24 protein-coding genes are annotated in these 20,844 nt (G+C 51.0%); all 24 read right to left on the bottom strand.

Features of this window, described 5'->3' with window-relative positions; genetic code table 11:
* Positions 1-14 precede the first annotated feature (14 nt).
* Positions 15-950, bottom strand: coding sequence for a tRNA pseudouridine(55) synthase TruB (gene truB / locus TPH_RS05680; protein WP_015050237.1), 936 nt, complete (start codon positions 948-950; stop codon positions 15-17).
* A 1-nt stretch (position 951) separates the two neighbouring features.
* Positions 952-1,947: a DHH family phosphoesterase gene (locus TPH_RS05675; protein ID WP_015050236.1), complete on the bottom strand. Its 996-nt coding sequence runs from the start codon at positions 1,945-1,947 to the stop codon at positions 952-954.
* Between the two features lie 9 nt (positions 1,948-1,956).
* On the bottom strand, positions 1,957-2,307 hold the full coding sequence (gene rbfA, locus TPH_RS05670; protein WP_015050235.1) for a 30S ribosome-binding factor RbfA: 351 nt from the start codon (positions 2,305-2,307) through the stop codon (positions 1,957-1,959).
* A 1-nt stretch (position 2,308) separates the two neighbouring features.
* Positions 2,309-4,474, bottom strand: coding sequence for a translation initiation factor IF-2 (gene infB, locus TPH_RS05665; RefSeq protein ID WP_015050234.1), 2,166 nt, complete (start codon positions 4,472-4,474; stop codon positions 2,309-2,311).
* 4 nt (positions 4,475-4,478) lie between these two features.
* Entirely contained in the window at positions 4,479-4,796 is a 318-nt protein-coding gene (locus TPH_RS05660; RefSeq protein WP_015050233.1) for a L7Ae/L30e/S12e/Gadd45 family ribosomal protein, read from the bottom strand.
* Positions 4,793-5,068, bottom strand: a complete 276-nt coding sequence (gene rnpM, locus TPH_RS05655; protein ID WP_015050232.1) for an RNase P modulator RnpM — start codon at positions 5,066-5,068, stop codon at positions 4,793-4,795. The genes TPH_RS05660 and rnpM overlap by 4 nt, the downstream gene beginning before the upstream one ends.
* Entirely contained in the window at positions 5,056-6,135 is a 1,080-nt protein-coding gene (gene nusA, locus TPH_RS05650) for a transcription termination factor NusA (protein WP_015050231.1), read from the bottom strand. Before nusA ends, rnpM begins: the two co-directional genes overlap by 13 nt.
* Before the next feature lie 25 nt (positions 6,136-6,160).
* Positions 6,161-6,616, bottom strand: coding sequence for a ribosome maturation factor RimP (locus TPH_RS05645; protein WP_015050230.1), 456 nt, complete (start codon positions 6,614-6,616; stop codon positions 6,161-6,163).
* Between the two features lie 130 nt (positions 6,617-6,746).
* Positions 6,747-8,477 carry a proline--tRNA ligase gene (locus TPH_RS05640; protein WP_015050229.1) on the bottom strand — a complete coding sequence of 577 codons (1,731 nt, stop codon included), beginning with the start codon at positions 8,475-8,477 and terminating at the stop codon, positions 6,747-6,749.
* A complete protein-coding gene (ispG, locus tag TPH_RS05635) occupies positions 8,456-9,547 on the bottom strand; it encodes a flavodoxin-dependent (E)-4-hydroxy-3-methylbut-2-enyl-diphosphate synthase (protein WP_015050228.1) in 1,092 nt (363 codons plus the stop codon). Before ispG ends, TPH_RS05640 begins: the two co-directional genes overlap by 22 nt.
* Before the next feature lie 4 nt (positions 9,548-9,551).
* Positions 9,552-10,586, bottom strand: a complete 1,035-nt coding sequence (rseP, locus tag TPH_RS05630) for an RIP metalloprotease RseP (RefSeq protein ID WP_015050227.1) — start codon at positions 10,584-10,586, stop codon at positions 9,552-9,554.
* Positions 10,587-10,609: 23 nt separating this feature from the next.
* Positions 10,610-11,779, bottom strand: a complete 1,170-nt coding sequence (locus TPH_RS05625) for a 1-deoxy-D-xylulose-5-phosphate reductoisomerase (RefSeq protein WP_015050226.1) — start codon at positions 11,777-11,779, stop codon at positions 10,610-10,612.
* Between the two features lie 119 nt (positions 11,780-11,898).
* Positions 11,899-12,966 (bottom strand): sporulation integral membrane protein YtvI, encoded by a 1,068-nt coding sequence (ytvI, locus tag TPH_RS05620; RefSeq protein WP_148275860.1) that lies wholly within the window; start codon positions 12,964-12,966, stop codon positions 11,899-11,901.
* A 24-nt stretch (positions 12,967-12,990) separates the two neighbouring features.
* The gene (locus TPH_RS05615) at positions 12,991-13,827 is read right to left on the bottom strand and encodes a phosphatidate cytidylyltransferase (protein ID WP_015050224.1); all 837 of its coding nucleotides are present in this window, start codon (positions 13,825-13,827) and stop codon (positions 12,991-12,993) included.
* Positions 13,814-14,584, bottom strand: coding sequence for an isoprenyl transferase (locus TPH_RS05610; protein ID WP_028991039.1), 771 nt, complete (start codon positions 14,582-14,584; stop codon positions 13,814-13,816). Before TPH_RS05610 ends, TPH_RS05615 begins: the two co-directional genes overlap by 14 nt.
* Positions 14,585-14,655: 71 nt before the next feature.
* The gene (locus TPH_RS05605; protein ID WP_015050222.1) at positions 14,656-14,826 is read right to left on the bottom strand and encodes a DUF362 domain-containing protein; all 171 of its coding nucleotides are present in this window, start codon (positions 14,824-14,826) and stop codon (positions 14,656-14,658) included.
* A 13-nt stretch (positions 14,827-14,839) separates the two neighbouring features.
* Positions 14,840-15,076, bottom strand: coding sequence for a PASTA domain-containing protein (locus TPH_RS05600; RefSeq protein ID WP_028991040.1), 237 nt, complete (start codon positions 15,074-15,076; stop codon positions 14,840-14,842).
* 6 nt (positions 15,077-15,082) lie between these two features.
* Positions 15,083-15,610: a ribosome recycling factor gene (frr, locus tag TPH_RS05595; protein WP_037999422.1), complete on the bottom strand. Its 528-nt coding sequence runs from the start codon at positions 15,608-15,610 to the stop codon at positions 15,083-15,085.
* Positions 15,611-15,632: 22 nt separating this feature from the next.
* Positions 15,633-16,361 carry a UMP kinase gene (pyrH, locus tag TPH_RS05590; protein WP_015050219.1) on the bottom strand — a complete coding sequence of 243 codons (729 nt, stop codon included), beginning with the start codon at positions 16,359-16,361 and terminating at the stop codon, positions 15,633-15,635.
* Between the two features lie 68 nt (positions 16,362-16,429).
* Positions 16,430-17,026 (bottom strand): translation elongation factor Ts, encoded by a 597-nt coding sequence (gene tsf / locus TPH_RS05585; RefSeq protein ID WP_015050218.1) that lies wholly within the window; start codon positions 17,024-17,026, stop codon positions 16,430-16,432.
* Between the two features lie 21 nt (positions 17,027-17,047).
* Positions 17,048-17,797, bottom strand: coding sequence for a 30S ribosomal protein S2 (gene rpsB / locus TPH_RS05580; RefSeq protein ID WP_015050217.1), 750 nt, complete (start codon positions 17,795-17,797; stop codon positions 17,048-17,050).
* 359 nt (positions 17,798-18,156) lie between these two features.
* Complete coding sequence (locus TPH_RS05575) at positions 18,157-18,648, bottom strand: DUF6115 domain-containing protein (protein ID WP_148275858.1); 492 nt, start codon at positions 18,646-18,648, stop codon at positions 18,157-18,159.
* Between the two features lie 74 nt (positions 18,649-18,722).
* A complete protein-coding gene (locus tag TPH_RS05570) occupies positions 18,723-19,052 on the bottom strand; it encodes a hypothetical protein (RefSeq protein ID WP_015050215.1) in 330 nt (109 codons plus the stop codon).
* Positions 19,053-19,161: 109 nt separating this feature from the next.
* A complete protein-coding gene (locus tag TPH_RS05565) occupies positions 19,162-20,787 on the bottom strand; it encodes a FapA family protein (RefSeq protein ID WP_028991041.1) in 1,626 nt (541 codons plus the stop codon).
* Between the last annotated feature and the right edge of the window lie 57 nt (positions 20,788-20,844).

Here is a 20,844-nt window from a genome sequence, read left to right as displayed (position 1 = left end):
AGAGAACCTCTTTATTATATATTTTGATGGAGAAGACAAAAGACTTTTTGCGGTTTATAGTACCACTCACCGTTTTTTGAGCACCGGTAGTTGCCTAGGGCTAAAAGACTGCCGTCCGGTGCGTAAAGGCGGACCACGAGAGGCCTGTCACTCTTTCCCACCCCTCCCATGATTCCCGCCGGAGCCAGAGGCTGGCCGTTCAAGACATGAGGCACAGCCTTCTCTTTCACGATCAGAGCGGGGAATTCCTCCAGCGCATAATCGATAGGGAGCAAGAAGGAAAAATCCTGCCTTTCATATCTATCTTTTATTTCTTCCAGTGTGTAGGAAACGCTCAGCTGAAAGGGACCGCTGGCTGTTCGAACCAGAAAGGATAAAAAGGCACCGCATCCCAGCTTTTCGCCGATATCTGCACACAGGCTGCGCACATAGGTGCCCTTGGAGCAGGTGATATCACACAACAAGCGCGGGTAGGGTAGCTCGCCATCAAAGCGGATCAATTTGATTTCATAAATATGAACCTTCCTCGCCCTGCGATCTACCGTTTTCCCCTCACGCGCCAGCTTATAAAGCCTCTTCCCTCGGTAGTGAAGGGCCGACGTCATCGGGGGCACCTGTTTGATTTCCCCGATAAAATCCTGCAAAACCTCTTCTACTCGCGCACGTTCAAGCTTGACACCTGGAAGCCTCTTGAGCACCTTACCACCGGCATCATGGGTTTCGGTCGTGATGCCAAAGGTCATCTCAGCACGATAACTTTTCGGTTTGTTGACAAGGTATTCGGCAACCCTTGTACCCTGTCCAACGCAAATTGGGAGAACACCCGCCGCTCCCGGGTCCAGAGTACCCGTATGACCGATTTTCTGCACCCGGAAAAGGCGCCGCAAACTTAGCACTACCGCATGGGAAGTAATCCCCGGCGGTTTTAAAACGTTAATCAAACCATTCACTTCAGGAAACGCCTCCATTGTTCATGGCCAGACGCAGATGTTCCTCAGTCGTTCTCACGATCATGGCCACCGCGTCTGCAAGGTTGCCCTTAACGGTGCAACCGGCAGCCCGTTCGTGGCCGCCCCCTCCGAAAGAGGCAGCAAGTCGGTTAACGTCCAGGTATTGCTTCGAGCGAAAGCTGACCTTGATCTCTCCTGGCTTTACCTCCTTGAAGAGGATTCCGACTTCTACCCCGCGGAGAGATTTGGGATAATCGATGATGCCCTCACAGTCTTCCATATTACATCCGCTGGAAAGAATATCCTCATAGGATATGGCCATCCAGGCGATACGCCCGTCTTTGCTAAGGGACAAGGTCTCCAGTCCAGCCTTCAAGAGCATAAGGCTGCTCAGAGTCCTTTGTTCATACAGGCAATTGTGAACAAGCACATGGTCAGCGCCATATTCCAGTAACACCGCTGCCGTTCGATGACACCTGGCAGTTGTGTTTTGATGTCGAAAAGACCCGGTATCCGTAATCAGGGCGGTATAGAGGTTCGTAGCGATATCCGGTGTCACCGGAATCCCCATCAACAACAGGAGGTCGAGAACGATCTCCCCGGTAGCTGCAGCCTTCGGATCGACGGCATTGACATCCCCAAAGTGGGTGTTGCTGATATGATGGTCAATGTTTACGACGCTACCAGCACCATTCAACAGCTCAGGGAGGTCTCCTCCGATGCGAGAAAGGTCCGTGCAGTCCAGGACGACACCTGCTTCGAACTCTCTTGTGGAGAGCATAGAAGGCAATTGAAGCAGCTCGCTCCCCGGCAGATATTGATAGACAGCAGGGATCGGTGCCGCCGTCACCATCATCACGTCCTTGCCTGAATTAACCAAAGCCAGCCCTAACCCAAGCAGTGACCCAACAGCATCACCGTCGGGGTTGACATGGGTGGTCATCAGAATTTTATTGCTTTTTTCAATAATACGAGCTACAGCATCAAGAGACCCCATCTCAATCCTTCATTCCTGTTCTTTTGCCAGATCATGGAGGATCTGGTTGATCTTCAAACCGTGCTGGATCGAAGAGTCCAGGCAAAAAGTTATCTCCGGGTTATAACGCAGCCGTATTTGTTTTCCCAGCTCGGAACGGATGAATCCGGAGGCGTTTTGCAAACCCTCCAGAGTTCGCTGCTGTTCTTCTCGCTCCCCCAGAACGCTTACATAAATCTTGGCATAACGAAGGTCCTTTGACACATCGACTTCGGTGACAGTGGTAAAGGGAGAAATGCGTGGATCCTTAATTTCAGTTCTCAAGAGATCTGTGACGATCCTCTTGATCTCCTCCCCCAACCGGTTAGCACGGTATCCCACCTTAATCACCTCTTAATAAAGGCTTCAACTCTCTTTTCAGCTCTTCAATCTGATATCCCTCTAGGATATCTCCCGGTTTCAGATCCTGGAACCGGTCAAGTCCGATTCCGCACTCGTGCCCCTGAACCACTTCTCTGGCGTCATCTTTAAAGCGCTTGAGAGAAGCGATCGTACCGTCATAGATGACTACCCCATCCCGGACGACGCGCACTTTTCCATTCCTGATTACCTTACCCTCGGAAACGTAACAACCGGCAACGACACCGACTTTGGGAATATGGAAGATCTCACGCACCTCAGCTCTTCCTACCGGCACCTCTTTATAAATCGGTTCCAAAAGACCCTCGAGGGCAGCCTTAACATCATCAATAGCCTCATAAATGACCCGGTAAAGCCTGATTTCCACTTGCTGAGATTCGGCGGTCTTTTTGGCATTGGCATCAGGACGCACATTGAAACCGATTACCAGAGCGTTGGAGGCACTGGCAAGCATGACATCGGTTTCGGTTATCGCCCCTACACCGGAATGAATGATATTTATTCTCACCTCATCGGTGCTCAACTTGGACAAAGCCTGAATAAGGGCTTCCACAGATCCCTGCACATCGGCTTTAACGACGAGATTCAGCTCTTTTACCTTGCCTTCCTGGATTTGTTTGAAGAGGTCTTCCAGCGTGACCTTGTCCGGACCCGCACTTTCGCTCAGCCGTTTCTTTTCCTGGCGTTTTTCCACAATCTGGCGTGCCAATTTTTCATCCTTTACCACATAAAAGAGATCGCCAGCCTCCGGTACCTCCGAAAGTCCCAGTATCTCTACAGGGGTTCCCGGAGATGCCTTTTTAATCCGGCGTCCTTTATAATCCTGCATGGCTCTTACCTTGCCGCAAGCTGTACCTGCCAGAATGATATCCCCAACCTTCAGGGTGCCTTTCTGGATTAATACGGTAGCAACAGGCCCCCTTCCTTTATCCAGTTGCGCTTCTATAACCGTCCCTCGTGCCGGACAGTTAGGATTTGCTTTAAGCTCCTCCATCTCGGCAACGAGCAACAGCATCTCCAACAGCTGGTCAATACCGGCACCAGTCTTTGCCGAGACTGGGACACAAATGTTGTCTCCCCCCCACTCCTCGGGAACAATACCATGTTCTGCCAGCTGTTGTTTGACGCGTTCCGCATTTGCTCCCGGCTTATCGATCTTGTTTACGGCAACAACAATGGGAACACCTGCTGCTTTGGCATGATTGATAGCCTCTACAGTCTGCGGCATAACTCCGTCGTCTGCCGCAACCACCAGAACGGCAATATCGGTGACCTGTGCACCCCGGGCACGCATGGCCGTAAATGCCTCATGGCCTGGTGTATCCAGAAATGTTATCTTTTTGCCCCTAACCTCGATCTGATAGGCTCCGATGTGCTGAGTTATGCCTCCGGCTTCCGTTGCCGTGACATTGGTGTGGCGGATATAATCTAAAAGAGAGGTTTTACCATGGTCAACATGCCCCATCACGGTAATTACCGGTGGCCTTGGCTCCAGATCTTCCGGCTTATCCGGGACATCTTCAAGCAACGCCTCCAACTCCTGAGAATCGTCGCGTACCTCTACATCAACGCCAAATTCCGCAGCTACCAGTGTTGCCGTGTCACTGTCAATCAGCTGGTTGAGTGAAGCCATAACTCCGAGTGCGATTAGCTTGGTGATCACTTCACTGCCGCTGACATGCAGGATGTTGGCCAACTCCTGTACGGTTATCTGATCCCCAATGACTATCTTCTTCCGCTCCGCACCCATTTCATCCGTATTTCGGCTCGCATCCCTCCGCTTTTTTCTTCCACGGCTGTGGTGGGGATGTGCTGCCACTTTCGCCAGGATTTTACGCTGGTTCTGCTCCTTTCTCTGGCGCTGTTCCTCTTTTCGTGCCAGTGCCCGTTTGCGAAAGTCATTCTCTTTTATCTCCGCTTTGTCAGCGCTCTTCTTTTGGGGCTGTCTGGCATTCTTGGTTTCAATATGCGGAGCTGTCAGCGATTTCTTTATTTTGAGCACATCTCTCTCATCCAGCGTGCTCATGTGATTTTTAACCGCGTAACCCATTTGGCGCAAACGGGCGATCAGCTCTTTGCTATTGATTTTTAATTCCTTGGCCAGTTCATGAACACGAATTCTTGCCATTGAATCACCCCCGCTCGTTATTTTTATAACTCTGCTGGTACTTCTCGAGAAAACTCTTGGCCAGCTCCCTGGATAGAATTGCCCAGTAGCAGGAAGGGCTTCCCAAATGTTTCCAGAAGGTTTCCTTAGAACCGAACTCCAGCCACGGCACCTTTAAAGATGAACAGGCTCCAATCACCTTTCTCTTGCTGACACCGGCATCTACAGCTATCAGCACAAGATGTGCCTTTCCTTTCCTGAGGGCAAGGAGGCAATTTGTTATACCCGACAGGAGTTTCCCCGCTCGTTTGGCAAATCCCAGCAGAGAATAAAGAGACGTCAATTGCTCTCACCCATGAGCATCTGTTTTAGTCCCTCGATCACCTCTGAAGGCAGCTCCGTATTCAGCGCCCGTTGCAAATGCCTGCCGGCCAAAGCTGTCTCCAGGCAATTCAAGTCCCGGCAGATATAGGCGCCGCGGCCAGACTTTTTTCCCGTAGGGTCAACTTCAACCGCTCGATCGGGCGTTCTCACCACACGAATAAGCTCTTTCTTGTCCTTTATCTGTCTGCAAGCCACACAAATCCGCTTGGGCACCTTCTTTACTCTAGGCATGAGGGATCCTCCTCCTTGCCCTCCTCAGAGGAGGCAATCTGTTGAGATTCACTCCTGATATCGATCTTCCAGCCAGTAAGACGAGCCGCCAAACGGGCATTCTGTCCCTCTTTACCTATTGCCAGGGAAAGCTGATTGTCGGGGACAACCACTCGAGCGATCTTCTCCCCTTCCTCAATCTCTACGGAGACCACCTTGGCAGGACTAAGGGCGTTGGCGATAAACACCTTGATATCGCTATCCCATTTAATAATGTCGATTTTTTCGCCCCTCAACTCATTGACGATCGCCTGCACACGGATACCCTTTGGTCCCACACAAGCGCCGATAGAATCCACATTTTCATCTTTGGAATAAACCGCTATCTTGGACCTCAATCCTGGCTCTCTGGCAACCGCCTTTAACTCTACTATTCCCTCGAAAATCTCCGGAACCTCAAGTTCAAAGAGTCTCTTTAACAGGCCGGGATGAGTGCGGGATACCAATATTTGTGGCCCTTTGGTGGTCTTTTTGACCTCAGTTACATAAGTCTTGATCCTGTCCCCTCTGTTATACCTTTCCGTCGGAATCTGTTCCGCCGGCGCTAGCAAAGCCTCCGCCCGCCCTAGGTCGATATAGACATTTTTGGTCTCCTGACGACGCACCACGCCGGTAACTATATCTCCCTCCCGGCTTAAGAACTCCTCGTAGATCAAACCCCGCTCTGCTTCACGGATCTGTTGAACCACAACCTGCTTGGCCGCCTGCGCTGCGATGCGCCCAAATTCTTGCGGAGTCACTTCTTCATCTACGACATCCCCTTCTTTGGCGTCGGGATCGATTTCTCTGGCCTGTTCCACGGAGATTTCCAGCCTCGGATCGGTAACCTCAGAAACGACGGTTTTTCGGGAAAAAACCTTAATTTCTCCCGTCTCCCTGAGTATCTCGATGCGGGCATTCTGAGTTGAACCGAAGTTTTTCCTGTATGCGGTCAGCAAAGCATGCTCTATTGCCTGTAAAAGAACCTCGCTGCTGATTCCCTTTTCTTTTTCGATGTCTTTGAGAGCGTTGATAAATTCTAGATTCAAACATCTTCACCTCCTCGCTTGCAATTTAAAACACCTTTAATCTAGCTTTGGATATCAGGCTGTGGGGGATCTTTAACAGGCCGTCTGCCGTCTCTATAACCACCCGGTCGTCTTCATCATAATCGACTATCTTGCCTTGAAAGTTCTTGTTACCCTCGAATTTGGCGGTGGTGCGGACAACGATTTCAGAGCCGCGAAAACGAAGGAAATCCTCCGGTTTTTTAAGCGGCCTCTCGACGCCCGGTGAGGACACCTCCAGGTAATACCGGTGGGGTATAATGTCGTGTTTGTCCAGCTCGGAACCGATGAGGAGGCTCGCCTTTTCACAGTCTCCAAGCTGTACCCCACCCGGTTTATCAATAAAAACCCGCAGGTACCAAGCGGCTCCCTCTTTCTTATACTCCACATCCACCAGCTCCAGGGACTCTCTGGCCAGCAAAGGCATGATCACATCCGTCACCCTGTCACTCACCGAAGCCATCTTCACAAAAATCTCCCCTGTATAAATAGAATAATATTAAAGAGTGGGTTCAACCCACTCTCTACAACCTCCTGATCGCTTAATGGCTCTTCGATGTCATTATAGCAAAATATGTGCTGCTTATGCAATACTATTCTCCTTCCCGGCTCCGCATGGCAGAGAGCTTCTGACGGAGGTACTCGACCGCCTCGCTCCTCTTTTTCAATACCGTCTCTCCGGTCTCCCGCCATTTGATCTCCAGCAAACCTTCGGATACCATCTTCTTACCGATGACAACCCGCGCCGGGTACCCGATCAAATCGGCATCTTTGAACTTGACTCCGGGCCTCTCCAGGCGGTCGTCGTAAATAACATCAATTCCGGCCTGAAGGAACTCCCGGTACAGTTCTTCAGCATAGCGGGCGTGTAAGGCATCCCCCTGGTTGACCGCCATCAACACTACCTCATAAGGAGCAATAGCAACAGGCCAGATGATCCCGTCCTGGTCATGTTTTTGCTCCACGGCTGCAGCCATGGTTCTGGTTATTCCGATACCATAACATCCCATGACAACGGGAACCTCATTTCCCTTCTCATCGATAATGGTTGCCTTTAAGGCTTCACTGTACTTTGTTCCCAGCTTAAAAATATGGCCTACTTCAATCCCCCTGCATACCTGCAGCGGTGCTCCACAAAGAGGGCAGGGATCCCCCTCTTGCGCCGTGCGGAAATCACCGTAAACATCAACATCGAAATCGCGGCCGGGATTGACATTAAGATAATGGTAATCCACCCTGTTCGCTCCTGCTACCGCATTGGAAAGAGCCCTAACTTCTTCATCCCCGAGTATTTTCACCGGCATCTTCTCTCGTAGCCCAACCGGGCCGGCGAATCCCATCGGCACACCGTAGCGGTTGAGAATTTCTACTTCATCGGCAATTTCCAGGCTGTTGGCCAAGAGAAAATTCTTAACCTTAGTTTCATTGACGGAGCGGTCACCGCGCACCAAGACAACGACCGGCTCCCCATCGGCGTCGAAAAAGAGGGACTTCAAGATCTTTCGGGCATCCACCCCAAGATAACTGGCCAGATCATCAACGGTGCGCGCCGCAGGTGTGGCAACCAGCTGCAACGGCCTCGCTTCTTCCTCCTGCTCACCCTGCGGCCGGCAGGGCGCCTTTTCCGTATTGGCAGCGTAATCGCAGAGAGAGCAGAATACCAGTTCCTCCTCGCCGGTATCTGCCAGCACCATGAACTCGTGAGAATTGGTCCCTCCGATAGCCCCGGTGTCCGCTTCGACAACCCGGAAAACCAGGCCGCACCTGCTGAAAACCCGGGTGTAAGCCTCATACATTTTGCGGTAGCTGATATCTAGGCCTTCTTCGTCCCTGTCGAAAGAATAGAGATCCTTCATAATGAACTCACGGCCTCGCAACAGGCCGAAGCGCGGCCGCCTTTCATCACGGTATTTATTCTGGATCTGATAGAGAAGAAGGGGCAGCTGGCGGTATGATTTGATCTCTTGCCGAAAGAGGGTAGTAATTAGTTCCTCGTGGGTGGGGCCAAGGCAAAAATCCCTGCCGTGGCGATCTTGCAGCCGGAACAGTTCCGGGCCGTAGACATTCCAGCGGCCCGACTCATGCCAGACTTCCGCCGGTTGAATGATGGGCAACAGCAATTCGGTCCCACCGGCTCGCTCCATCTCTTCTCTCACAATCTTCTCGATCTTCTTGACAACCCGGTTCCCCAGCGGCAGGAGTGAGTAGACGCCAGCAGCCACCCTTCTGACCATCCCGGCACGCAGCAACAGCTGGTGGCTGATCGCGTCGGCCTCGGCAGGCACCTCCCGCAGCGTGGGAATCAGCATTCGTGTAACCCGCATTTCTTCTGCTTCCTTTCCTCCAGTATTTTTTTGATTTCCTCAAGCAACACCCCTACCAGCTTGTCCTCAGGAACCTTTCCGATCATTTTACCTTTCTTAAAAAGGACACCGCACCCTTTCCCACCCGCAATGCCCACATCGGCCTCCCTGGCCTCGCCAGGGCCATTGACAGCACACCCCATTATGGCAACACGCAACTCCTCATCTGTAGCTGGCAGCCGCTGCTCTACAGCCCGGGCGACACTCCCCAGATCAATCTGACAGCGGCCGCAGGTTGGGCAGGAAATCAGCTCAATTCCTCCCCCCCTCAACCCAAGTGCCTTAAGAATCTGCAAACCAACCCTTACCTCTTCGAGGGGTGAAGCGGTCAGGGACACCCTGATGGTATCCCCTATACCTTCGGCCAAAAGTGTTCCGATACCGATGGATGATTTAATGGTCCCCGCCCAGGGCCCCCCTGCCTCTGTAACCCCCAGGTGCAGGGGGTACGCGACCCGTTCCGCCAGCATCCGGTAGGCGGCTATGGTAACAGGAACAGACGTCGCTTTAACGGAGATTACAATGTTGTCATAACCCTCCCGTTCCAAAAGGGCAACATGGGAAAGAGCGCTTTCCACCAAGCCGGCAGTGGTTCTCCCATACCGGGAAAGGATCCCTTTTTCGAGGGAACCCATATTCACCCCGATGCGAATGGGAACATTTCTCTCTTTGGCCGCTCTGGTGAGACTGCGGACCTTTTCTTCGCCACCGATGTTGCCCGGGTTGATCCGCAGCCCGTCCACGCCGCTTTCCAGGGCGAGGATGGCCAGCCGGTAGTCGAAGTGAATGTCGGCGACCAACGGGATCGAAGTTTCCTCCTTAATTTTTTTTAAGGCAAGGGCGGCCTCCCTGTCGGGCACAGCAAGGCGCACGATATCACACCCGTTGCGCTCCAGTTCCCGGATCTGGGCAACGGTCGCGGCGACGTCTCTGGTATCTGTTTTAGCCATGGTTTGGACCGTGATGGGAGCTCCCCCGCCGATCGGCACCTTCCCCAGCATTACTTGCTTTGTCTTACGGCGCTCAAACATGGGATTAACCCCCAGTCAGGATACGCATGATGTCATTATAGGTGATGATCAAAAATAGCACCATCAGAATGGCAAAACCGATCAGATGTACGAAATTTTCCTTTTCAGGGTCAACCGGCTTCCCCCGCAGGCCCTCGATCAACAAGAACATGAGTTTGCTCCCGTCAAGGGCCGGAATGGGAAGCAGGTTGATAAGAGCCAGGTTAATTCCTAAGACAGCCGTAAATGTCAGCAAATAGCCGGGCCCCTCTCTGGCGGCGTCCCCGATGGCTTTGGTGATTCCCACAGGCCCGGCAATCTCATCAGCCGGCACCGCTTTTGTCACAAGGCCTATCAAGCTGTTAATGATCAACCTGGTAAAGCCAATAGCCTGTTCCAACCCCAGTTGTACAGCCCGCAGAAACCCCTGTTTTTCCCAGATAATATGCTGCTTGATACCTATCTGAACCATATTCAGCTGGGGATCGTAACGAGGGGTCACCAAAACGGCGAACGATTCACCATTGCGCTCCACAGTGAGACTGATTTCCCGCTGCCCACCTCTTCTAATGCCGCCCGCAACATCCTCCCAGTTCTGCGTCGGAAGGCCGTCTACCATAACAATCCTGTCCCCAGCCCTTAAACCTGCCTGAGCTGCGGGGCTCCCCGGAACAACATCCCCGATGGTGTTGGAATTCGAGGGCGCAGGAACTCCTATTAAACTAAACGTCAAAAAGAAAAGGAAGATAGCGGTCACAAAATTCATCACCGAACCGGCGGAGATGACCGCAAAACGATCCCTCAGCGGCTTTTTATTAAAGCCGTTGATACGGTCATCTTCTTTGGGGTCCATGCCCGCCATCCGGACGTATCCGCCCAGGGGCAAGAGGCGCAGGGAGTAGACTGTATCCCCCCGGCCGCGGTAGCCCAGTAGCTTCGGCCCAAAACCGATGCTGAACTCATCAACCTGGATACCTACCATTTTGGCAACCAAAAAATGACCGAGTTCATGAACAACTATCAAAAAGGCAAAGATCAAAACAGCAATAATGATGAACACTTGGAACCTCCTAAGAATCGAATTTAACCGCCATGTCTATCTTTGATTACTTTTTTCGCCTGCTCTCTGCTCCAGCGGTCAGCCGCCAGAATCCCATCAAGGTCCGGTTCACCGGTTTGAGGTATATGCAACTCCATGCACTCGGCGATCACGGCGGAAATCGACATAAACGGAATCTCCCCTTTCAGGAAAGAAAAAACAGCTATTTCATTGGCTGCATTCATAACCGCAGGCATCGTTCCTCCGATTTTACCAGCTTCGTAGGCCAATCGCAAGCAGGGAAAACGTTTGAGATCGGGCTTTTCAAAAGTCAAACTCCTAACGCTGGCGAGATCGAGCTGCTTCAGGTTATTGCTCCTGCGCTCCGGGTAAAAAAGGGCATACTGAATCGGTACCCTCATATCAGGCCATCCAAGCTGAGCCAGAACAGCACCATCCTTATAGGCAACGAGACTGTGAACAATGCTTTGAGGATGAATTATAACTTCGATCCTGTCGTAATCGACCTCAAAGAGCCATCTGGCCTCAATCACTTCCAGGCCTTTGTTCATCAAGGTAGCCGAATCAATGGTTATCTTAGTGCCCATCTGCCAGGTCGGATGGCGCAGTGCAGCTTCCGGTGTCACCTTCTGCAATTCCTCAAAGGATGCTTCTCTGAACGGCCCCCCAGAACCGGTAATAATCAATTTTGCCACATCATTTCTGTTCTCATTGTTCAGACACTGATGGATGGCCGAGTGCTCGCTGTCTACAGGAATAACCGGAACGCCATTGGCCAAAGCCGCCTTCATAACCAGACTCCCACCGGCAACCAGCGTTTCCTTGTTGGCCAGGGCAACCGGCTTTCTTTGAGAGATGGCTTCCAGGGTAGGGCGCAGACCTGCCGTCCCACTCACGGCTACGAGGACGAGATCGGCTTCGGGATGCCGTACCAGTTCCAGCAGGCCGGCTTCTCCCACCAAACAGGTGGTTCTCACATCCTTCAGGCGTTCCTGCAGCACTTTTGCAGCCGCCTCCTCTCCAACGGCGGCATAAGGAACATCAAACGCCCTCACCTGTTCCTCTAGCAGTTCGATATTCCTGTAAGCGGCAAGACCGAACACTCGCAGGGAACCCCGGTGCCACCCTATTACTTCCAGAGCCTGTTTTCCGATCGAGCCGGTAGAACCCAATATAACAACATTCTTTTTCATCTTGCCAACTCCCTTAATGGCTAGCAGCATGTAGAAGTCTTAAGCTCTAGAATTGGGCGAGCACTGGCCTTTTTGAAGGCCGGCAGTCGTTATTCATCTCTCCAGAACGAATTTCTATTCTAATCCTTATCCACGAAGGCTTTATAGGCTATAACCGCGGCTGGTCCCAGGATCAGCCCCCAGAAGCCGAGCAGGGAGATTCCAAAATAGAGAGCCATCAACGTCGTCAGCGGGTAGAGGCCGATGCTCTCACCGAGCACCTTCGGTTCGAGAATCTGCCTGACGATGACAATTATACCATAAAGGATCAACAGACCAATCCCAAACCGTACACTGCCTGTAAAGATCATCCAGAGTCCCCACGGAATAAAGATGGCACCAGGGCCTACGACCGGCAACAGATCCAGGATGGCTACCAGCAGGGCAACCAGGAGGGCATACCTCACTCCCAGCAGTGTAAGGCCGATTGCACTCTCCAGCCCGGTGATGCTAATAAGCAAAAGTTCCGCCTTTAAGTAACCAAACAATGCTTTATGTAAACCTTTCCCGACCCGCCTGATTCCTCCCTGCCAGTGATCAGGAACAAATTTAAAAAAATTCGTTTTGATCACCTCGTAGTCCCTGGTGAAAAAGAAACTGGCGATAACGGTCACTACCAGCAAAATAAAGTATTGAGGCAGGGCTGTGACCAGATAAAAAATCTGCCTGGAAAAAACGGTCACAAAGTTTTTTAAGATCTCCAGGAGATCTTCCCCCGTTTCCCGGATAAAATCGGCTGGAAGATTCAGCCTGGCAAGCAGCAACTGAAGCTGCTGCAAGAGGAGATTGAACCTCCAACTGCTCAGGTCTTGAGAGAGAGTGCCCAGGTTTTGGGAGAGGTCGAGGAGCTCTTGGATCAGATTGGAAAAAAGAAGATAAATGGCTCCTCCCAGAATAATAAGGAAAACTGCCAGCGTCAGCAGCGTTCCCGGTGTCCTCGGTAACCGCAGGCGTCTTTCCAGATAAACAACTACCGGATTGAGAACAGCGGCAACAATATAGGCGACTACAAAAGGCAGAATAATCTTGATACCCGTTGCGATCATGCCCGACACTAAAGGCCAGAAGTAGCGCACAAAAAAGTAGACCCCCGCAACGGTGAGCAGGATCGTAGCGGTCCTTAATAAAAGAAGCAACGCTCTTTCCATCAAAGGGGACAAAATCTCCACCTCTTATAAGGATAACAATTTAATGCAAATATATGCCACAGGAGCGCTGAAGAGAAGACCATCGAAGCGGTCCAGAACCCCCCCGTGTCCCGGAATGAGATCCCCGGAATCCTTAATCTTTCCCAGCCGTTTTAGGGATGATTCCACCAGGTCACCTATTTCCACAGCGCCCCCGATGATTACGCCGATCAGGATCATCAGCGGATAGGAGAAGAGATGTGGATAAAAATAGTGATACGAGACGGCCGCAAGAACACAGAAAAACAATCCCCCTACAGCACCCTCCAGGGTCTTCCCCGGGCTTACAAGAGGGCATAATGCCTTTCGCCCTCGCAGGCGACCGCTTATGTAAGCCCCAATGTCACAGCACCAGGTAAGAATGAAAACCATCAAGAGATAATGAAAACCGTATCCATCCATCTTCCTGATCAGAATCAAGTAGCTCAATAAGAGGCTGCAGTAGCATCCTCCCAAAAAAGACGCTGCGATTTCTCCTGCCTTGTATCTCGGGAAAAGAAACATCAGGGTCATAAGATGTAACAGCAAAAACACCGTCACGGCTGCCAGGATATAGTTGCTCTCTCGTCCATTTGGGGCGTAAAAGGCAAGAAAAGGGAAAAGGACACTGCCGCTTACCGGCAAAAATCGGGGGATACGATAACCCATTCCGGCAAAGATCCGGTTTAACTCATACTGGGCGAGAATTGCCAGAACTATAATAAACAAGAGGAAGAGGATTTTTCCTTCATAAACCAAATAGAAAATAACGGGTATGCCGATGATGGTGCTGATAACTCTTTCCCGGAGCAAGAGCAGCGACTCCTCCTCAAAGCCCTCCAAAACGGCGCTTCCGATTTTGATACGAAATCAAAGCCAGCAAGAATTCCTCTTCCCGAAAGTCCGGCCAGTTGACCCGGGTGAAGTAAAATTCAGTATAGGCTATCTGCCAAAGAAGGAAATTGCTCACCCGCAGCTCTCCGGCTGGTCTTATCAAGAGATCAGGATCGGGAAGATCTGCGGCATAGAGATGCTCTTGAAAGAGGTTTTCGGTAATTTCCTCAGGATGAAGTTTCCCTTTCCGAGCCAGCTCGGCGATCCGCCTCGTTGCGTCGACAATTTCCCCCCTGCCGCCGTAATTCAAAGCGATATTCAACGTCATTTTGCTGTTGGCGGCAGTTACCTTCATTGCTCTGACCACTTCCTGCCAGGCACGGGACGGCAGTTCGTTCAGCCGACCGACAGCCCTTACCTGCACCCCTTGATGGTGCAGCTCATCAAGCTCATTCTGAATATATTCATGTAATAAATCCATGAGGAGTTTGACCTCCTCCTGAGGCCTTTTCCAGTTTTCCGTCGAAAAAGCGTAAACTGTTAGCACTTGTATCCCTAGTTCCAGGCAAAGCTCCACGACTGTGCGCAGTGACTCCATCCCAGCGCGGTGTCCCAGGGCACGCGGTAATCCCCGCCTTTGTGCCCAACGGCCGTTGCCGTCCATAATGATAGCAACATGCTTTGGCAAACGCGACCTGTCCAGTTTCTTTCGAAGCTTTCGTGCTCTTTGCTTACCAAAGATCTTTTCGAGATAAAAAAAACCCATCAGAACCTGTCGCCCCTGTTTCTTCATATTAAGAAAAACCCCCTCTTAGAGGGGGAACCTGTCGATTTCTGTCATTCTTCAACAATTGCGTCATTCGGGCAAACATCAATGCAAGTTCCGCAATCTTCGCATTTTTCCGGATCTATTTTATATACGCCATCAACTTCCATAATTGCATCATTCGGGCATTCATCCATGCAGCTCCCGCAGGCCTCACACTTATCAGTGATTCTGTATCCCACTATATTCACCCCCTTATTTCAGTGCTGGATCATCATAAAACTCACACCCAACGATTAACTCGACGGTTCTCCCTTCTTTCAGCCTCTGCCGCAAAATCCTGGCCCGCTTGCCCGAATCCAAATGAACAAAAGCTGCTTCCACCAGGTATCCCGCCCCCTGCAAAATCTCCAGCCCTTCTTCATATAGAAAACCTACTACATCGGGTAACTCAGGCGCGCTGCCTGCAGCCATTTCCCGCAAAGGGATCATCCCACCTCATAACTCCATTATCTCTTTTTCCTTGGATTCGGCAATCTGGTCGATCTTATCGATATACTTGTCCGTCAGCTTTTGAACTTCATCCAGATATCTCCTGGCCTCATCTTCAGAGAGCTCTCCTTTTTTCTCGGCGGCCTTCACTCGTTCATTAGCCTCACGCCTCAAATTCCTGATGGCAATCCGCCCTTCTTCAGCTTTTTTGTTGATAATCTTGACAAGGTCTTTTCGTTTTTCCTGAGTTAAGGGGGGTATGTTGAGCCTGATAACATTGCCGTCACTGACGGGAGTGATTCCCAGGTCGGATTTTAAAATTGCCTTTTCGATCTGCGATAACATATTGCGGTCCCACGGCTGTATCACCAGGAGACGAGGTTCTGGAACGGAAATGGTTGCCATTTGATTGATCGGCGTCGGTGTTCCGTAGTAATCGGCATAAACCTTGTCGAGCAAAGCAGGTGTTGCCCTTCCGGCACGCAATGTGGCCAGATCCTTAACCAGAAGATCAACCGTCTTCTTCATTTTCATTTCCGCCTGCTTTAGCGTATCATCACTCACTATTATCCCTCCCAACTACAGTACCGATCTGATCGCCCATCACTGCCTTTAAGATATTCCCTCTCTCCCTAATCCCGAATACCACCAGGGGGATCTTATTGTCCATACAAAGGGAGGCAGCCGTCGAATCCATCACCCCCAAACCCTTATTTAAAACATCAAGATATTCCAGCTCTTTATATTTCTGCGCTGCAGGGTTGGTGCGGGGATCCGAATCGTAAACACCATCAACATTCTTTGCCATCAAAATAACCTCGGCCTCAATCTCGGCCGCCCGGAGAGCAGCAGTGGTGTCGGTAGAGAAAAAGGGGTTGCCCGTTCCCCCTGCCAGAATCACCACACGCCCCTTCTCCAGATGGCGTATCGCCCGCCGCCTGATATAGGGTTCGGCCACCTGCCTCATCTCAATCGCCGTTTGCACCCTCGTATCGACACCCTGCTTCTCAAGGGCATCCTGCATTGCCAGGGCATTGATTACCGTTGCCAGCATTCCCATATAATCGGCAGTCGCCCGGTCCATACCTCTGGCGCTTCCAGTTACCCCTCGCCAGATGTTGCCGCCACCTACAACAATGGCGACTTGAACTCCCCTGTCTCTAATTTCTTTGACCTCTAGGGAAATTGCTTTTAGTATATCGTGGTCGATACCGAACCCCTTCTCTCCGGCGAGGGCCTCTCCGCTCAGTTTCAATACAATTCTTCGGTATTTAGGGGTTTCCAAAAGAAAACCTCCTGTTCTCAAAAATTCATTCTACGTTGAAGCGTAAAATCCTTTCTCTGGATCAGATTTTACCCTTCTTCGCCCAAACGGAAGCGGCAAAAACGGCGAACAACGATATTTTCCCCTAACTTAGCGATGTACTCATTAATGAGTTCCCTAACGGTGCGGTCTGGATCCCTGATGTAAGGCTGATCGAGAAGGCAAACCTCCTGGTAGAACTTCTCCAGCCTTCCGGATACAATCTTCTCAATTACCTTTTCGGGTTTCCCCTCGTTTCTGGCCTGAGTTTCATAAATCTTTTTTTCATTCTCAATTCGCTCTGGCGGCACGTCTTGACGGTCTACAAAGAGAGGGTTGGCCGCAGCCACCTGCATTGCCAGTTCCCGGCAGAGGTGCTGGTAATCTTCTGTTTTAGCGACAAAATCGGTCTCACAGTTGACCTCAATGAGGACGCCCAGCTTCCCCCCAGCATGGATATAGGCTTCAATCTTTCCGTCTTTGGTCGCCCTTCCCGCCTTCTTAGCCGCCGCCGCAAGGCCGTGTTCGCGCAGGTAAATAATCGCCTTCTCCAGGTCTCCGTTTGTTTCCGTAAGGGCTTTCTTACAGTCCATCATTCCGGCACCTGTGCGCTCACGCAACTCTTTAACCTGTTCAGCCTTTATCAAAGAAATCCCTCCACTTCCCTCTTAAACTTGATCGGTTAACTCTTGTTCCTGTTCTTGCTCCTGTTCTTGGTCATGTTCTTGGTCCTGTTCTCCCTGCTTGGCTTCGAGAACAGCATCGGCAATTTTGGAAGTTAACAGGCGCACAGCTCTGATTGCATCATCATTGCCGGGAATAACATAATCGATTTCATCCGGGTCGCAGTTTGTATCGACTATCCCTACTGTAGGTATTCCCAGTTTTCTGGCTTCACAAACAGCAATATGCTCCTTCCGGGTATCGACAATAAAGAGCGCCCCCGGAAGTTCATCCATATCCTTAATTCCCCCCAAAAAGCGAAGCAGCTTTTCCTTTTCCGCCTGGAGTTTGGTAACCTCTTTTTTGGGAAGCAGTTCAAAATGCCCCGTCTCCTCCATCTTTTCGAGCTCACGCAGCCGCTCAATCCGTTTTCTTATGGTCTGGAAATTGGTGAGCATTCCCCCCAGCCATCTTACATTCACATAAAACATTCCACATCTTTCTGCTTCTTCTCTGACAGAATCCTGGGCCTGTTTTTTGGTCCCCACGAAAAGCACGCTTTTTCCCTCGCTTACCACTTCTTTGATGAAGTTGTAAGCCTCCTCCATTTTCTTGACCGTCTTCTGGAGATCGATGATGTAGATTCCGTTCCGCTCTGTAAAGATGTAGGGAGCCATTTTAGGATTCCAGCGCCTAGTCTGGTGTCCGAAGTGTACCCCTGCTTCCAGCAGCTGCTTCATGGATATTATTGCCATTGAGATCCTCCTTTGGTTTTTCCTCCACCGCCATTCATAGCAGGATGGACCCCATCAAGGGGACCACCATCCCACTGCTAGCGGCGTGTGTTTTTGCCAACCGATAGTATAACACATATGATCGATTGCAAGCAACAAAAAAGGCGGAAATCTGGCAGGTAGTACCCGACCCCACCACGCGTTCCCGGTCTCAACTTCGGATGCCGGCAGATCTCGTCTCTAAGGACAGGTCCCCCCTCTCGTACTACCCTGTCGTTCTGTCCGGCTCCTGGTTAGGCAGCGTGGGTTTTGTTCCCACTCGGCTCGACAGGCAATGTGGGGGAACTAAAAGGCGCCTCGCAATAAGGCGCCGTAGCATCCTAACTTATGTTCTTTCTTTTAAGCTCAAGAACCAGTTCTACTTCATCATAACCCAGGTTTAGTTGTTTCGCGATTTCCTGGGTGCTCAACCCCTGTTCGGCGAGTTCCACCAGCTTGGCGTATTTCTCCCCATCATCGATTTTGGGAACCTTATCGGCCTTTGCTGCAGCCCGCTCCTTTTGTTTCGGGTTGCCAGAACGCGATTTTCCTCTTCCCTGAGTCTTTGAGGCTTTTTCCTTACCCCTCTCCTTATTATTGCGATTGTTACGGAGGTGCTGTTCCAGGGAAGCAACCGATTCCCGCACCTGCTTTAACTGATTATCCATCCGTGAAACTGCCTGTTCTGTTTGTCTTTTAGCAGCGGACAGCATTTCCGCCATGTCCTTTTTATGTTGGGCAGCCTCGGCAACAATCTCTTCCAGCCTGGATATATCCCTGGTAAGCTGCCGATGCTTTAGGTCGCGGCGGTCTCGCCAAACAATAAGGAACACAAGGCAAATCACACAAAGAGTTAGCAGTGATAAAACGACAAGAATAGGCTCCATTTGTGTCCAACACCTCTAACCTATATTTTTAGATCGATAATGTGACCCGGTGAGGGCATCTGTTCCAGGCCTTGATCGAGATCGTGATCCGGCCTTTCTTTTTCCCGGGCAGCTCTTTGCCCGGATTCCTGGGCAGGGGAATCGCCGTTCCTTTTTCTGCCTCTGATCAACCCCTCCCTTGCTTGAGGGGTACGCTGTATTTTCCTTTGAGCGGCTTCAGCATATTGAAGAAAATGGGCAGCAAAACTCTGCTGTTGAGCCAGCTCGTTTCCCTGCAGAACCTGCTGGATCCGTCCGACCTCTTGAATTTTCGGAAACAGGACCTGAAGATCAAGCGCCTTTAAGGTCATCACAAACCCTCCTGCGCCTTCCGTTTCTCTTACCCGGTAGGACACAGTCTTTCGGACTCACATAATGCCGTGACAGGCCAAGCAAATGAGCATCTCCTGCGGCTCCCACTCAGCAGTAAGGCAAAATTGCTATTTCATCACCTTCCTGCAGAAAAACAACATGCTGCATTTTATCCCTCACATAGTAGCTTAACTCCCCGATTTTTATCGTTACTCCTGGATAGATGTAGTTTTGAACCTTTACCCTTCCTTCCGCCAGGCTCCTGACTTTTCTCGAAAGCTCTTCTCTTTCCGTTTCTATTTCCTGTATCTGCCTTTGTAGTCTTTGCTGCGCCTCTCTCAAATTGCGCGAAAATATTTTTTCTTGAACAGATAATTTCCTCTCCCTGGATGCCTGTGCATTCGGCAGCCGCTGTAATGTGTTTGTTATTCTCTCAAGCTGCGCTTTAACTTCGGCTTCCTTCTGGATAATCGCCTTCATCTCTGCCATTAAATCCGGTTTTATCCCAACCTGCAGTAGAGTAGCTACCTCCAGCTGAGAACCGACACTCTTAGCTTCAATCCCTCGCCCGGCGCAGCAGAAGCCGCCCACCAGCTGCCCACTCTTCCCTCTCACTATCACTTTTCCACCTGCAGAAATAGTGCTCTGCATGACCGATTCACCGATAATCACATCCTGACCGGCCTCAACATAAGCATTCTCCAGATACCTGGCATAAACACTCCCTCCTGCGGAGATACGCCCTTTTCCTATCCCGCGAATCCCCTCCTTTACAAAAACATTTCCTCCCGCCTTAACTATCCCTCCTTCGACTGCCTGCCGAACTTCCACATCTCCTGCGGCCTGCACATGGAACCCCATCTTCACACTTCCGTTGATGCGGACGCTGCCGATAAAATTGATATTCCCCGTGGAAAAATCCACGTCCCCGGCAACAACATAGACGGGCAGAACATGAATCCGGCCCCCCTCCAATACAGCGTGTCCCGGGGCTTGCGCCACGAGGGTGCAGCCTTCCTCAATAACTTCTGTATTCCTGCCGGGAAGAAGGGGAATATCTTTACCGGGGTGCGGTTTGATCGTTTTACCCGTCACCGTCATGCCTCTTTCACCCGGCAGCGAAGGGGTTTTTCTGGCCAGCACCTGTCCTTTATTGACATTATAAACGAGGTTCAAGTTGTAGAAGTCAACCCTGCCGTTTTCCAACTCCTTAGGTGTGAGAAACGGGCGGGAGATCGGAACACAGTACTCAATAGTGGCATCCCGTCCTTCCCTGGCGGCCTTGCCCCGCGCTATAACCCTTAACTGTGGATACCTCATCCCGATCAGTGACCTGATCGCTTCATCATCCAAACCGTAGTTAATTCCCGCCTTTTCGATCGCGGCATATATCTGACCAAGTGTCAGAGGTGTGCCGTCATCCAGCGGGGGGAATGCATAAGCATATGCCTCCATTTCATCAGAGCTCAACTCAATGAGGACTAATCCGTTTTTGGACAGAGGCTGCGGAGGGGCGATCTTCATCTTTGCACACTGCCTGCGAAACGCCCTTTCGACTTCCCCCCAGTTGATCTGTCTCAGACCTCGCCCCGTTAGCTCCTTTTTTAAAAGGGTAAAAATTTCCTTTCTCCCTTCTTCCCGAGCGGGAAAAACGGTCAAAAAAATCCCATCCGCAGTCAACTCAAGGCTCCGCACAGCGTTCCAGCCTTCAGCCTCGGGCAGGACCTCCGTCATTCCCAACCCCCCCATCAATAATTATTTCTCCCTCCGCCCTTCTTTTCCTGCCTCCTG

Origin of the sequence: Thermacetogenium phaeum DSM 12270 (assembly GCF_000305935.1) — a bacterium.
GTDB lineage: Bacteria > Bacillota > DSM-12270 > Thermacetogeniales > Thermacetogeniaceae > Thermacetogenium > Thermacetogenium phaeum.
This window is presented reverse-complemented; position numbering and strand designations above follow the sequence as displayed.